13 protein-coding genes are annotated in these 13756 nt (G+C 68.8%); 8 read left to right on the forward strand and 5 right to left on the reverse strand.

The annotated features are described in order from the left end of the window. Positions 1-15 precede the first annotated feature (15 nt). From AC5P9I_RS15745 to AC5P9I_RS15775, 7 genes are all read left to right on the forward strand, one after another. Positions 16-489 (forward strand): DUF494 family protein, encoded by a 474-nt coding sequence (locus AC5P9I_RS15745; protein WP_005419622.1) that lies wholly within the window; start codon positions 16-18, stop codon positions 487-489. 39 nt (positions 490-528) lie between these two features. Next, positions 529-1281: a pilin gene (locus tag AC5P9I_RS15750; protein ID WP_049470973.1), complete on the forward strand. Its 753-nt coding sequence runs from the start codon at positions 529-531 to the stop codon at positions 1279-1281. 49 nt (positions 1282-1330) lie between these two features. After that, a complete protein-coding gene (locus AC5P9I_RS15755; RefSeq protein WP_049470972.1) occupies positions 1331-2260 on the forward strand; it encodes an RDD family protein in 930 nt (309 codons plus the stop codon). A 193-nt stretch (positions 2261-2453) separates the two neighbouring features. After that, positions 2454-4937 carry a DNA topoisomerase I gene (locus tag AC5P9I_RS15760; protein ID WP_088476043.1) on the forward strand — a complete coding sequence of 828 codons (2484 nt, stop codon included), beginning with the start codon at positions 2454-2456 and terminating at the stop codon, positions 4935-4937. A 152-nt stretch (positions 4938-5089) separates the two neighbouring features. Continuing rightward, positions 5090-5680 (forward strand): L-threonylcarbamoyladenylate synthase type 1 TsaC, encoded by a 591-nt coding sequence (gene tsaC / locus AC5P9I_RS15765; RefSeq protein ID WP_080355598.1) that lies wholly within the window; start codon positions 5090-5092, stop codon positions 5678-5680. A gap of 43 nt (positions 5681-5723) precedes the next feature. Further along, the gene (locus AC5P9I_RS15770) at positions 5724-6413 is read left to right on the forward strand and encodes a DUF4124 domain-containing protein (RefSeq protein ID WP_049470968.1); all 690 of its coding nucleotides are present in this window, start codon (positions 5724-5726) and stop codon (positions 6411-6413) included. Between the two features lie 34 nt (positions 6414-6447). Further along, positions 6448-7161 (forward strand): hypothetical protein, encoded by a 714-nt coding sequence (locus AC5P9I_RS15775; RefSeq protein ID WP_049471039.1) that lies wholly within the window; start codon positions 6448-6450, stop codon positions 7159-7161. A 93-nt stretch (positions 7162-7254) separates the two neighbouring features. Here the strand turns inward: AC5P9I_RS15775 and AC5P9I_RS15780 are convergent, their stop codons facing one another. After that, positions 7255-8031, reverse strand: coding sequence for an SDR family oxidoreductase (locus tag AC5P9I_RS15780; protein WP_049470967.1), 777 nt, complete (start codon positions 8029-8031; stop codon positions 7255-7257). Positions 8032-8142: 111 nt separating this feature from the next. Here AC5P9I_RS15780 and AC5P9I_RS15785 point away from each other — a divergent pair, with 111 nt between their 5' ends. Beyond that, positions 8143-8355 carry a hypothetical protein gene (locus AC5P9I_RS15785; protein ID WP_049470965.1) on the forward strand — a complete coding sequence of 71 codons (213 nt, stop codon included), beginning with the start codon at positions 8143-8145 and terminating at the stop codon, positions 8353-8355. Positions 8356-8454: 99 nt separating this feature from the next. Here the strand turns inward: AC5P9I_RS15785 and sppA are convergent, their stop codons facing one another. From sppA to AC5P9I_RS15805, 4 genes are all read right to left on the reverse strand, one after another. Then, positions 8455-10377 (reverse strand): signal peptide peptidase SppA, encoded by a 1923-nt coding sequence (gene sppA / locus AC5P9I_RS15790; RefSeq protein WP_049470964.1) that lies wholly within the window; start codon positions 10375-10377, stop codon positions 8455-8457. Between the two features lie 114 nt (positions 10378-10491). Beyond that, a complete protein-coding gene (locus tag AC5P9I_RS15795; RefSeq protein ID WP_235644599.1) occupies positions 10492-11856 on the reverse strand; it encodes an MATE family efflux transporter in 1365 nt (454 codons plus the stop codon). A gap of 207 nt (positions 11857-12063) precedes the next feature. Continuing rightward, complete coding sequence (locus AC5P9I_RS15800; protein WP_049470960.1) at positions 12064-12648, reverse strand: DUF3106 domain-containing protein; 585 nt, start codon at positions 12646-12648, stop codon at positions 12064-12066. Continuing rightward, on the reverse strand, positions 12641-13651 hold the full coding sequence (locus tag AC5P9I_RS15805; protein WP_049470958.1) for a hypothetical protein: 1011 nt from the start codon (positions 13649-13651) through the stop codon (positions 12641-12643). Before AC5P9I_RS15805 ends, AC5P9I_RS15800 begins: the two co-directional genes overlap by 8 nt. Positions 13652-13756 lie beyond the last annotated feature (105 nt).

The following is a 13756-nucleotide window of genomic DNA, read 5'->3' on the forward strand; positions in this document are numbered from 1 at the left end:
GCAGGCCGAGGGGCAATGAAAGAGAGCATCCTGGATGTACTGCTGTACCTGTTTGAACACTATTTCAGCGAAGATGCGGACCTGATCCGTGACCGCGATTCGCTCCAGAACGGCCTGATCCAGGCCGGTTTCAGCCCCACCGAGATCAACAAGGCGTTCGACTGGCTCGATGCCCTGGCCGCGCAGCGGCCGAGCGTGGCCCAGGCGCGGGTCGATGGTCCCGTGCGCATCTACCATGGTCCCGAGCTGGACAAGCTGGACGTGGAATGCCGTGGCTTCCTGCTGTACCTGGAGCAGCACGGCATCCTCGACGCCGACCAGCGCGAGCTGGTACTGGACCGGGCAATGGCCCTGGACCAGGACGAACTGGACCTGGACGACCTGAAGTGGGTCGTGCTGATGGTGCTGTTCAACCAGCCCGGCTCCGAAGCGGCCTATGCCTGGATGGAAACGCAGATGTTCATGGACGAGCCAGAACCCCTGCACTGACCGTACACTTGGGGGCATAGCGCATTCAGGAGCGTCCCCGTGAGCGAGTGGTTCCATGCAGAAGGCAACCGGCAGCAAGGCCCGCTGCCGGCGGAACAGTTGGTCGAGCTGTTCCGCAGCAACCAGATCTCCCTGGACACATTGGTCTGGCGTGACGGCCTGCCGCAATGGCAGCCGTTGCGCACTGTGGTCGATGAGCTGGGCCTGATCGTGCCGGCGCTGGACGTGGCCGCACCGGTCGCCGAGCCCGAGCCTGAACCGGCCGTACCCCCGCCGCCGCAGCCGCCGGTGCTGCCGCCGTCCACGCCCTATGCCACCCCGGCCCCGGCCGGCGTCCTGCCGCCCCCGAAAAAGAAGCTCTCCGGCTGCGCCCTGACCGCGATCATCGGCGGCGGGCTGCTGCTGGTACTGGTGCCGATCGTGGCCATCCTCGCGGCGATCGCACTGCCTGCCTACAACGACTACACCGTGCGCGCCAAGGTCGCCACCGCGGTCAATGCCCTGCAGCCACTGAAGGACCAGGTGCAGCATTTCGCCGATGATGAAGGCCGCTGCCCGGGTGCCAACGATGCCGGTTTCCCGGCCCCGGGCGACTTCACCCAGGCCGGCCTGTCGGCGGTGAACATCGGCCGCTTCAACAATGGCCACTGTGGCATCGAAGCCACGCTGGCCGTGCCCGGCAAGAGCCTCGATGGCGACCTGCTGTGGCTGGAATACGACCGCGACAGCGGCCGCTGGCAATGCAGCGGCGAGAGCGACGACAAGTACCTGCCGCCGTCGTGCCGCGGCTGAACCCCGCGCACGGCTGCACCTCCAAGGACGACCCAACAGGGAACATGCAATGACTGAGTGGTACTACGCCGAAGGACAGCAACGCCAGGGCCCGCTGCCGGTCCAGGAGATCCGCCAGCGCTTCCAGCGCGGCCAACTGAACCTGGACACCCTGGTCTGGCGCGAAGGCATGGCCCAGTGGGCGGCCTTGCGCCAGGTGGTCGATGAGCTCGGCCTGCAGACGCTCGCCGACGCCAGCACGGCCACCGCCAGTGGCGGCTTCGACCTGCGCGGCGACTACGCCGCCATCGACAACGGCACTGCACCGCTGCCGGGCACCGGCGCGCTCAGCAGCTCGCCCTACAGCGCCCCGGGCACCGCCGCTGCCGGTGGCCCGCAGCCGGTGGTGGGCGGGGAAGTGGTCTACGCCGGCTTCTGGAAGCGGGTGGCGGCCTACATGATCGACTACTTCGTGCTGGCCGTGCCGGGCGGCATCATCGGCGCCATCATCGGCGTGGTGCTCGGCGCCAGCATGGGCGCGGTGGGCAGCGGCGAAAGCTCCATCGAGATCGTCGCGCAGCTGGCCAGCGCCCTGATCAACCTGGTGATCGGCGTGGCCTACTACACCTGGTTCCATTCCTCGCAGGGCGGCGCCACGCTGGGCAAGATGGCGGTCGGCATCAAGGTCGTGCGCAGCAACGGCGAACGCCTGACCAGAGGCCGCGCCTTCGGTCGCTACTGGGCCATGCTGCTGAGCAGCTTCACTCTCGGCATCGGCTTCCTGATGGCAGCCTTCACCGAGCGCAAGCAGGGCCTGCACGACATGATCTGCGACACCCTGGTGGTCGACCGCTGGGCCTACACCGACCAGCCGCACCTGCAGCGCCGCGAGCTGGGCACGGTCACCATCGTGATCCTGGTGCTGACCGGCCTGCTGATGCTTGCGGGCCTGGCGCTGCTGGTCGCCGCGGTCGGCTTCATCGCCAAGATGGCCTCCTGAACGGCCATCCTCACGCCTGGCTGCTTGACAGCGGCTGGCCGGGCGTGATTCCTCTAATAAGGTGAAACCTGAACGCCCGGCACACTACCGGGCGTTCAGCGTATTGATTTGTCCGTGGCCGCTTCACTAATGCGGCCGTTTGCTCCACCCTAGCGGCCCCTCCCCTGCGGCTCGCCCCACAGACACTGCTGCCATGCCCAAGCACCTGCTCATCGTTGAATCGCCGGCCAAGGCCAAGACGATCAACAAATACCTCGGCAAGGACTACACCGTCCTGGCCTCGTATGGGCATGTGCGCGACCTGATTCCGAAGGAAGGCGCGGTCGACCCGGACAACGGGTTCGCCATGCACTACGACGTGATCGACAAGAATGAAAAGCATGTCGATGCGATTGCCAAGGCCGCCAAGGGCGCCGACGACATCCTGCTGGCGACCGACCCGGATCGCGAGGGTGAAGCGATCAGCTGGCATATCGCCGAGATCCTGAAGGAACGCGGGCTGGTCAAGGACAAGCCGATGCAGCGCGTGGTGTTCACCGAGATCACCCCGCGCGCGATCAAGGAAGCGATCAGCCAGCCGCGCGCGATCGCCAGCGACCTGGTCGATGCCCAGCAGGCGCGCCGCGCGCTGGACTACCTGGTCGGTTTCAACCTGTCGCCGGTCCTGTGGCGCAAGGTCCAGCGCGGCCTGTCCGCCGGCCGCGTGCAGAGCCCGGCGCTGCGCATGATCGTCGAGCGCGAGGAAGAGATCGAAGCGTTCATCGCCCGCGAATACTGGTCGATCGCCGCCGAGTGCGCCCACCCGTCGCAGCACTTCAACGCCAAGCTGGTCAAGCTGGACGGGCAGAAATTCGAGCAGTTCACCATCACCGACGGCGATACCGCCGAAGCCGCCCGCCTGCGCATCCAGCAGGCCGCGCAGGGCTCGCTGCATGTCACCGACGTTGCCAGCAAGGAGCGCAAGCGCCGCCCGGCGCCGCCGTTCACCACCTCCACCCTGCAGCAGGAAGCTTCGCGCAAGCTCGGTTTCACCACCCGCAAGACCATGCAGGTGGCGCAGAAGCTGTACGAAGGCGTGGCGATCGGTGACGAAGGCACCGTCGGCCTGATCTCGTACATGCGTACCGACTCGGTGAACCTGTCGCAGGACGCGCTGGCTGAAATCCGCGACGTGATCGCCCGTGACTACGGCATCGCCTCGCTGCCGGACCAGCCCAACACCTACCAGACCAAGTCGAAGAACGCCCAGGAAGCGCACGAAGCGGTGCGCCCGACATCGGCCCTGCGCACCCCGGCCCAGGTGGCGCGCTTCCTGACCGACGACGAGCGCCGCCTGTACGAACTGATCTGGAAGCGCGCCGTCGCCTGCCAGATGATCCCGGCCACGCTCAATACCGTCAGCGTCGACCTGTCCGCTGGCAGCGAGCACGTGTTCCGTGCCAGCGGCACCACGGTGGTGGTGCCCGGTTTCCTGGCCGTGTACGAGGAAGGCAAGGACAGCAAGAGCGCCGAGGACGAGGACGAGGGCCGCAAGCTGCCGGCGATGAAGCCCGGTGACCGCGTGCCGCTGGAACGCATCCAGGCCGAGCAGCATTTCACCCAGCCGCCGCCGCGCTACACCGAAGCGGCGCTGGTGAAGGCGCTGGAAGAGTACGGCATCGGCCGTCCGTCGACCTACGCGTCGATCATCCAGACCCTGCTGTTCCGCAAGTACGTGGAAATGGAAGGCCGCAGCTTCCGTCCGTCCGACGTCGGCCGCGCGGTGTCCAAGTTCCTGTCCAGCCACTTCACCCAGTACGTGGACTACGACTTCACCGCCAAGCTCGAAGACGAACTCGACGCCGTCTCGCGTGGCGAAGAAGAGTGGATCCCGCTGATGGCCCGCTTCTGGGAGCCGTTCAAGGAGCTGGTGGAAGACAAGAAGGAATCGGTGGACCGCGCCGAGGCCAGTGGCGCGCGCGAGCTCGGCACCGACCCGAAGACCGGCAAGCCGGTCAGCGTGCGGCTGGGCCGCTTCGGGCCCTATGCGGCCATCGGCAGCACGGCGGAGGACGCCGAGGAAAAGCCCAAGTTCGCCTCGCTGCGCCCGGGCCAGTCGATGCACACCATCTCGCTGGAAGACGCGCTGGAACTGTTCCTGATGCCGCGTGCGCTGGGCGAGGACAATGGCGAGCCGGTCAGCGTCGGCATCGGCCGCTTCGGTCCGTTCGCCAAGCGCGGCAGCACCTACGCCTCGCTGAAGAAGGAAGATGACCCGTACACCATCGACCTGGCCCGCGCCGTATTCCTGATCGAAGAGAAGGAAGAGATCGCGCGCAACCGGATCATCAAGGAGTTCGAAGGCAGCGACATCCAGGTGCTGAACGGCCGCTTCGGCCCGTACATCAGCGACGGCAGGATGAACGGCAAGATCCCCAAGGATCGCGAGCCGGCATCGCTGACCCTGGCCGAAGTGCAGCAGCTGATGGAAGAAACCGGCAAGCCGGTGCGCAAGGGCTTCGGTGCGAAGAAGGCCGCTGCGAAGAAGGCGCCGGCCAAGAAGGCGGCGGTGAAGAAGGAAGCGGCGCCGAAGAAGGCCGCGGCCAAGAAAGCGCCTGCCAAGAAGGCGGTAAAGAAGGCGGTAAAGAAGGCCGCCGCGAAGAAGGCCCCGGCCAAGAAGGCCGCTGCAAAGAAGTAGATGCACGCCATGCGTGGATGCTGTGTCACGCCATGCGTGGATGAGGGGTAGTGCCGGCCGCTGGCCGGCAACCCCAGAAGCATCAGACGCCGGCCAGCGGCCGGCACTACCGGGTGCCAGGGTCCACCCCTTCTGCACGCCGCAGGAGGATAATGAAGGCCCACGTCGGGCCGGTCGCCGCCATGAAAGAACTCACCCTGGACTCCGCTGTCGCCACGCTCCGCGCCGGTGGCGTGATCGCCTATCCGACCGAAGCGGTCTGGGGCCTGGGCTGCGACCCCTCGCATGAGGCGGCGGTGCACATGGTGCTGCGGCTGAAGCAGCGCCCGATCGAGAAGGGCATGATCCTGGTGGCCGCCGACCTGTCGCAGCTGGAGGGCTGGGTGCGCCTGCAGGCACTGCCCGACGCCCGCCAGCGCGCGGTGCTGGCCAGCTGGCCGGGTGCCAACACCTGGATCCTGCCGACCGGTCCGCGCGCCAAGCCCTGGGTCACCGGTGAGCACAGCGGCATCGCCGTGCGCATCAGTGCCCACCCGCTGGTGGCTGCACTGTGCCGCGCCTGGGGCGGTCCTCTGGTCTCCACCAGCGCCAACCTGGCCGGTGAGCCGCCGGCCCGCAGCCGTGCCGAACTCGATCCGCGCCTGCTGCGCCTGCTCGATGGCCTGCTCGACGGCGAAACCGGCGGCCTGGCCCAGCCGACCCCCATCCGCGACGCGCTCAGCGGCAACGTGCTGCGCTCCTGAGCGGGCGATTGCACTGCCGCGCACAATCGCGCACCCTGCCGCCATGAACCTGCCGCGCACCGCCCTGGGCCTGTGCCTGCTGCTGTCCTCGACCGCACTGGCCGCCGAGGACGTGCGCGTGTACCGCTGTGTCGCCAGCAATGGCGCCGTCGCCCTGCAGGACAGGCCGTGCAGCAGCGGCCGGCAGGAAGTCCGCGACCTGCAGCGGCCCCGTGATCCCGCGCCGCGGGTGGTGCGCAGTGACGCCCCTCCCGCAGCGCCCAGCGAGGCTCCGGTGATGCGCGATCGCGAAGTCCGCCACGTCTACATCCAGCCGCCACAGCCGTTGTACGAGTGCGTGAGCGACGACGGTCGCCGCTACACCAGCGACAGCAACGAGGGCAATCCGCGCTGGGTCCCATTGTGGACCAGCGTGTGGCTCCCGCACGGGCATCACGGCGCGGTCCATCCCGGTCCACGCCCGGGCTTCGGCACGCCGGTCGGTGCGCCGATCGGTGAAGGCGCCGGCTACCGGCCGCCTGCGGTGGGCGTCGGCGTGCAGGTGCCGGCCGGCAGCGTGCTGGTCCGTGACAGCTGCCATGCGCTGCCGCCGCAGGAAGTCTGCGCGCGCCTGCGTGACCGCCGCTGGGAACTGGATCGCCGCTACAACAGCGCGCTGCAGAGCGAGCGCACGGACATCAGCAACGAACAGCGTGGCATCGACGCGCGCCTGTCGCGGGACTGCGAACGCTGAGCGCGATGCCTGCCGGGGCATGTACGCTGTGCGCATGAAGAATCCGATCTGGCTGGCCCTGGGCCTGTTCGCCGGCAACGCGTTGGCCGACGACGGGGTGATCTACCGCTGCACCTCCAGCAGCAGCGATGTGCCCACCCTGCAACGCACGCCCTGCCCGACCGGCAGCAAGCAGCAGGTGGTGCGGGTGCCGGCCAGTGCTCCGCCGGCGCCGGCCTCAGCGGCACCCGTGCCGGCCGCGCCCGAACCGGCCGCGGCCACTGCGCCATCCGTTCCCGCACCCGCGCCTCGCCGCCCCGGTGAAGGGCGCACGATCATGGAAGCCGGCATGGTCGAACGCGAAGGCGGCGATCTGATACTCGACAGTGCAGCGCTGCCGCGCCAGGCCGATGCCGCGCCAGACAGCCATGCGCCGCCGAAGCCGCCGCTGCCACCGATCTTCCAGTGCACCGACAGCCAGGGCGGCGGCTACCTGCACGAGTACGAAGCCGCCCCCGGACGCTGCGAACTGATGACCGTACAGGGCCTGGGCGGCGCCACGCCGGTCAACGCCGCCGGCTGCGAGGTGGTGCGCGACCGCTGCGAGGCGCTGCCGGAAGCGCAGCGCTGCAGCAGTTGGCAGCAACGCTTCCGCGATGCGCGGGGGCGTGAGCGGTTCGCCTCGCCGGAAAACCGCGACACGGCACGTGGCGAGCGCGAACGACTGCAGGGTGTGCTGGAGGCCAGCAACTGCCCGGTACCGGGGTGACAACCATCCGGTCGTGCCGGCCGCTGGCCGGCAATCGCAGGATTTTCAGATGATTGCAGTTGCCGGCCAGCGGCCGGCACGACCACCGGAAGATCAGAACCCGTAGCGCAGGAAGCCGCCATCCACTGCGATGCACTCGCCGGTGACGTAGCTGGCCGCCGGCAGGCACAGGAAGCCGACGGCGGCGGCCACTTCCTCCGGCTCGCCGATACGGCGCATCGGCGTACGGTTGATCACTTCCTCGTAGTAGTCCGGGTCCGACAACGGGCCGGAGGTGCGCCGGGTGCGGATGTACCAGGGCGCCACCGCGTTGACCCGGATGCCGTCCTCGGCCCATTCGACCGCGAGGTTGCGGGTCATCTGGTGCATCGCCGCCTTGCTCATGCCGTAGACCACGCCACTGCGCACATGGGTCAGGCCGGAAACGCTGCCGACATTGACGATCGACGACGACGCGTGCCGGGCCAGCAGCGGGTGCGCGTAGCGCGACAGCTCGAAGGCCGAGAACAGGTTGGTCTCGAAGATCTGGCGCCATTCGTCCTCGGAATACTCCGTGGCCGCCTTGGTGACGTTGCCACCGGCGTTGTTGACCAGGATGTGCAGGCCATCGCTGTGGTCTTCCACCCAGTCCAGGATCTGCCGGCGGTCTTCGTCATCGGAGACATCGGCGGCCAGCGCGTGGACCTGCATCTGCGGATATACGTCCAGCAACTCGTCGCGCGCGGTCTCCAGCATGTCGATATCGCGGCCGACGATCATCAGGTCGGCACCGAACCCGGCCAGTTCATGCGCGATGGCCAGGCCGATGCCGGCACTGGCGCCGGTGATCAGGGCGGTCTGGCCGTCCAGGCGCCACCGTTGCTGGGTCATGTGTCCTCCGGGGCCGGGCCCACTGTGTTCCGATGCCACAAGGATACGCGCTCACGGCAGCCGCCTGCGGTAGATGCGACACTGCGCGCACGCCCATCACGGAGTGCCGCCATGCGCATCCTGATCCTGTCCACATCCCTGCTGGCCACCGTGCTGCTGTCGGCCTGCCAGCGTCCGCCCACGCCGAACCCGGAGAAGCCGCCGGAACCGCAGGCCATGGCACGCGCGATCCAGCAGCCGCTGGACCGCGCCAAGGGCGTGCAGAAGACTGTCGATGACGCCGCTGCGAGCGAGCGCAAGGCCGAGGCTGACGCGACGCAGTGACCTGTCGGGTCAGAGCCCTATGCGCTGCAGAGGGGTCCGGCCCCATCAACGAAAAACGCCCGGCCTGAGCCGGGCGTTTTCATTCACTACTGCTGCCGATCAGAACCCGCAGAAGCAGTACGCCAGCGCCTTCACCGGTGCACCGTTGCCCTTCTCGCGGGCGGCGTTCTCGACGAAGCGCAGCTGCGTATCCACGTCCGGCATCGTGCGGGCCAGCATCATCCGCGCCACGCCCGAATCGGCCAGCATCCACGCACCGGCCCGGCTGCCGGCGAACCCGCTGACGAACTGCGCGAACGGCGTGGCCGCCTTCTCGATGTAGCGCACGCGATAGGCATCGGCCTTGCCGAGCTTGGCGCGGCTGGCCGCGTCGGCCACGGCATCCTTCAGCCCGCCAAAGGCATCGACCAGGCCGCGTTCCTTGGCCTGTGCACCGCTCCACACGCGGCCGCGGGCGACCTCGTCCACCGCCTCGACCGGCTTCTTGCGGGCGTCGGCGACACGGCCGGTGAAGTCGGCGTAGCCCTTGTTGATCACCGTCTGGATGACCTGGCCCACCGCCGGGTCCATCGGCCGGGTAACGTCGAAGGCGCCGGCGAAACGGGTGGTGCCGACACCGTCGGTGTGCACGCCGATCTTGTCCAGCGCGCGGCTGAAGTTCGGCACCATGCCGAAGATGCCGATCGAACCGGTGATGGTCGACGGATCGGCATAGATGCGATCGGCGTTCATGCTGATCCAGTAGCCACCGGAGGCGGCCAGGTCGCCCATCGACACCACCACCGGCTTGCCAGCGGCCTGCAGGGCCACCACTTCACGACGGATCTGCTCGGAGGCGAACACTTCACCACCGGGCGAATCCACCCGCAGCACCACCGACTTCACGTTCTCGTCGTCACGCGCGGCACGCAGCAGCGCCGAGGTCGACTCGCCACCGATGCGGCCGGCCGGCAGGTCACCACCGCTGATCTCGCCGGACGCCACCACCACCGCCACCTGCGGACGCGAGTCCACCGGGTTGCGACGGGCGTCGAGCAGGGCCAGGTAACGGCCGAAGTCGACGTTGCGGAAACCGCCGTCGGCATCGTCGTCGGCGACGCCGCGCTCGATCATCAGATCCTCGAATTCCTCGCGGGTCTTCAGCGCGGTCACCAGCTTCTGCTGCAGCGCGAACTTGGCCAGGTCGCCACCGGCGGCGGCAATGCCTTCCGGCAGCGTGTCGATGCCGGCGGCCAGCTGTGCCGGATCCAGGCGGCGGGCCTTGGCGATGTCGCCCAGGTAACGCTGCCAGACGTCGTTCATCCAGAACAGGTCGGCTTCCTTGGAGGCCGGTGACGCCGCGTCGAGCACGTACGGCTCGGCCGCGGACTTGTACTCGCCCACCTTGAACAGGTGCACGTCCACGCCCAGCTTGTCCTGCAGGCCGGTGCGGAAATACTGGCGGTAGCGGCCGAGGCCCTCGAGCACGACCGAGCCCATCGGGTCCAGGTAGACCTCGTCGGCCTGCGCGGCCAGCAGGTACTGCGACTGGCCCATGCTCTCGCTGTAGGCCACCAGCTGCTTGCCGGACGCGCGCAGGTCCTGCAGCGCGGCGGCCACCTCACGCAACGAGGCGAAGCCGGACGGCTGCAGCTTGTCCAGTTCCAGCACCACGCGCTCGATCTTCTTGTCTTCCTTGGCCGACTCGATCACCCGCAGCAGGTCGCGCAGCTGGATCTCTTCGGCACCGTTGTCACCCACCGCCTTGGCCAGCGCGCGGCTGACCGGATCGGCGCTGAACTGCTCGACCAGGCGGCCTTCGGGCGCGATCACCAGCGTGGTGCGGTCCTGCAGCGACTTGCTGGCACCGGCGCCCATGCCGGCGGCGATGACGAACATCACCAGCAGCAGGAACAGCAGGCCGAAGAACACCAGGTTGAGGATCAACCGGCGGGTGAAGTTCATGACGTCCCACAGCCCGATGAAGAAACTGGCGACGGGATTGCGACGCGCCGGGGGCAGCGGGGGCACGGGTTGATTCATGGAACGCTCCGGATGGCTTCTTGCCGTGGTACCAGCATAGCCGGTGCCGCGTGATGCGGCATCGGACACAAGTCAGGGGATCGCCCGCCATGGGTGGGCAGGCGGGCGGGACGATCAGGACAGCATCGACTGGCCGATGCGCAGGCTGCTGCGGCGCAGGCGCCAGCCCATCAGGATGGCAGCGGCAGTCAGGCCGACGATCAGGCCGATCCACATGCCCTGCGGGCCCATGCCCAGCCCCAGGCCGAGCCCGGCGCCGAGCGGCATGCCCAGGCCCCAGTACGCGAACATGGCGATGAACATCGGCACGCGGGTGTCCTTCAGGCCGCGCAGCGCACCGGCTGACAGTACCTGGATGCCGTCCGGGAACTGGAAGGTGGCCGCGTACAGCAGCAGGGTCGAGGCCAGCCCGGCCACCGCCAGGTCGTTGGTGTACACGCCGACGATGGCGTCGTGGCCGAACAGCAGCACCGCCGCCGACAGCGTCTGCGTGCCCATGATGATCGCGTAACCGGCCCAGGCCGCGCGTCGCACGCCGAAGCCATCGCCACGGCCGACCGCATGGCCGACGCGCACGGTGGTGGCCTCGGCCACGCCCATCGGAATCATGAAGCACAGCTGCGCGACGTTGATCGCGATCTGGTGCGCCGCCGCTTCATTGGCACCCAGGCGACCGATCAGCAACGCGGTGACGATGAACAAGCCACCTTCCATCAGCACGGTGATGCCGATCGGCAGGCCGGTGCGCAGCAGCTCCCAGATCGCCTTCCAGCGCGGCCCTTCGAAATGCGAGAACAGCTGCAGGTGGGCAAAGCGCTTGGTGCGCCACAGATAGAGGGCAAACGCGGTGGCCTGCAGCCACATCATCACCGCCGAAGCGACGCCCAGGCCTTCCGCACCCAGTTCCGGGAAACCGAGCTTGCCGTTGGCCAGCACGTAGCCCATCGGCGCCAGCACCAGCAGGCCGCCGAAGCCGAGCAGCATGGTCGGCAACGTCCAGTGCATGCCTTCGCTCAGGTAACGCATGCAGAAGTACAGGGTCAGCGCGGGCCCGCCCCAGCGCACCGCGTGCAGGAACGCGGTCGCCCCCGGCACGATGTCCGGCGCGATGCCGAACGACGGCAGCAGCGGTGGCACCACGGTGAGGAAGGTGAACATGATCAGCCCCAGCCCCAGCGCCAGCCACAGTGCCTGGCGGAACAGCGGGCCGATCTCGCGCTCGCGGCCAGCGCCGTGCAGCTGCGACACCGAGGCGGTGAGCGAGATCAGGGTGCCGATCGGAATCAGCATCGGCAGCCACAGCAGCGCCGTGCCGATGGTGACTGCGGCAAGGGTGGCCGTGGCGTGGTGGCCGGCAATCACGTTGTCGACGAAGGAGATCAGACCGGTGGACACATGGCCCAGCACGAGCGGCAGGGCGAGCAGACCGGTGGCGCCGACTTCCTTGCTGAAGCGCGGCGTGGAGGTTGCAGTAGACATAAGGTGCTTGACGCGAACTGCGGTTGCGCGCGAAGGGCACAGGCACCGGGTTGCGGGCGCCCATCTTACGCGGGCAGCGCCTGCATTCCCATGACATGGCGTGAATGCCGGGTTGCGGCTGCCCCAAGCAAAAAGGGGACGGAGGGGATTAAGTCGCATTCGGCACTGACTGGCCTGATACGACTTAATCCCCTCCATCCCCTTTTTCTACTGGCCGGCCTGGCGCTTGAGCCAGCTGTCGCGTTCGGCGGCGGGTACCGCGAGGAAGGCGCTGCGTACCGCATCGCGTTCCTGCGGCGGCGTGCGCTGCGCGACCAGGGTCAGCTGGGCCAGCTGCGCCGGGCTGAGTTGGCGCAGCACGGCCAGCGCCGACTCGCGTTGCTCCGGCGGCACGAATCCGAACAGTCCGTGCAGCTTGGGGAATTCCAGGCCCAGCTGCGGGCCCAGCCGCCATCCGTCGCGGAACGCCTGGTCCTGTGCCTGGAACTGCTGCCGCATGCGCTGCTGTTGATCGGCCGGCAGCGCATTGAAGCGCGCGGCGGCCTGGCGGATGCGCTCGCGCTCGGCTTCCGGCAATGCGCGCCAGGCGGCGTAGTCGGCGCGGCGCTGGCGCTGCTGCTGCGCATCCAGCTGGGCGAACTCCGCAGGGGCTGGAGTAGCAGCGGCCGACGCCGGCGTGGCCGGCGAACTGCCCGGGACCGGTGGCGGCAACGGCACGCTCAACGACTGCGGTGCGGCGGACAGGGATAGCGGCAGGGCCAGCAGCAGGCTGGCGAACATGGACTTATTCATCGGCGGCAGCGGTTTCCAGCGCGGCACTGGCCGGCTCCGGCCGGCTTGGCCTGGACTGCGATTCGTCCACCGGCAGCGGGCCGCCGGCGGCGGTCCACGCATACAGGTCGGCATCGGCGACCAGCGGGTAGTCACGATCGGCCAGCATCGCTGCGTCGTCATGGGCTTGGGCCTGGGTCGCGTCCGGCGTGGCATTGACCTTGCTCGGCGGCAGCGCTTCCACGGTCACTGGACCGGCTTCGCCCACGACGCCCTCCGGCAGCGGCGCATCACTGCCGATGGAATGCCCCTGCAGGTAGCGCCACCCCAGCGCCGCGGCCAGCAGCACTGCCACGGTCGCCAGCAGGATCAGCGGACCGCGCCAGCGCGGCTTGGCACTCGCCCGACGGCGCTTGACGTTGGCGTGGGCGGTGGCCCGCTCGTCGCGCTGGGGAGCGCGCCAGCTGGACGTCGGCGCCTCGTTGTGCGCGACGGGTGCGGCCGGCTGCTGGAGCTGCTGCAGGCGCGTGGCCGGCAGTTCACGGATACGCGCCTGCACCTGCTCGGCCAGCTGGCGCCAGGCCGCGGCGTCGGGCTGGCCATGGGCATCACGCGGGCACGCGTCGGCCAGCAGGTGCTGGTAGCCGGCCTCGTCCTGGTCGAGCACGCGCATGGCAATGCCCTCGTCGAGGCTGCCGCCCACCCGCAGCAGCAGCGCCAGGCGCGGCAGCGGCGCCATCCCGCCCAGCGCGGCCAACGGCGCGGCCCACTGCCCGCCCACCGGTTCGCGCAGTGCCTGGCGTTGCCCCAGCAGGGTCCAGAAGCGGGTCGGCCACTGCGCCATCGGCAGGTCGCTGGCAACGGCCGCGAACGCGCGCATCACCGCGACCAGGGTCTGCTCGGCACGGGCGGCGTCGCCGCACTGCAGTTCAGCCACCACCAGGGCGCGGCGCTCGACGCCACGCAGGAACGCCGACAGCGCGCCGGCCGCGGTCGAGGAAACAGGGGCGGGCACAGCCGTCATCGGTCACTCCAGAGGTCTGCCGGCATGATAGCGGCAGGCAATCGACGCCCGTAGGACTTGCGCCCACCGGCACTTCGTGCTGCAGGTTGTGCACAGCACCACGCG

The sequence above is a fragment of the Stenotrophomonas sp. YJH_SMC_29 genome (genome assembly GCF_059371235.1).

Excerpts from the sequence above, each read along its gene's own strand:
- AC5P9I_RS15745 (WP_005419622.1), top strand. The coding sequence starts at position 16 with ATGAAAGAGAGCATCCTGGATGTACTGCTGTACCTGTTTGAACACTAT.
- AC5P9I_RS15755 (WP_049470972.1), top strand. The coding sequence starts at position 1,331 with ATGACTGAGTGGTACTACGCCGAAGGACAGCAACGCCAGGGCCCGCTG.
- AC5P9I_RS15760 (WP_088476043.1), top strand. The coding sequence starts at position 2,454 with ATGCCCAAGCACCTGCTCATCGTTGAATCGCCGGCCAAGGCCAAGACG.
- tsaC (WP_080355598.1), top strand. The coding sequence starts at position 5,090 with ATGAAGGCCCACGTCGGGCCGGTCGCCGCCATGAAAGAACTCACCCTG.
- AC5P9I_RS15770 (WP_049470968.1), top strand. The coding sequence starts at position 5,724 with ATGAACCTGCCGCGCACCGCCCTGGGCCTGTGCCTGCTGCTGTCCTCG.
- AC5P9I_RS15775 (WP_049471039.1), top strand. The coding sequence starts at position 6,448 with ATGAAGAATCCGATCTGGCTGGCCCTGGGCCTGTTCGCCGGCAACGCG.
- AC5P9I_RS15780 (WP_049470967.1), bottom strand. The coding sequence starts at position 8,031 with ATGACCCAGCAACGGTGGCGCCTGGACGGCCAGACCGCCCTGATCACC.
- AC5P9I_RS15785 (WP_049470965.1), top strand. The coding sequence starts at position 8,143 with ATGCGCATCCTGATCCTGTCCACATCCCTGCTGGCCACCGTGCTGCTG.
- sppA (WP_049470964.1), bottom strand. The coding sequence starts at position 10,377 with ATGAATCAACCCGTGCCCCCGCTGCCCCCGGCGCGTCGCAATCCCGTC.
- AC5P9I_RS15795 (WP_235644599.1), bottom strand. The coding sequence starts at position 11,856 with ATGTCTACTGCAACCTCCACGCCGCGCTTCAGCAAGGAAGTCGGCGCC.
- AC5P9I_RS15800 (WP_049470960.1), bottom strand. The coding sequence starts at position 12,648 with ATGAATAAGTCCATGTTCGCCAGCCTGCTGCTGGCCCTGCCGCTATCC.
- AC5P9I_RS15805 (WP_049470958.1), bottom strand. The coding sequence starts at position 13,651 with ATGACGGCTGTGCCCGCCCCTGTTTCCTCGACCGCGGCCGGCGCGCTG.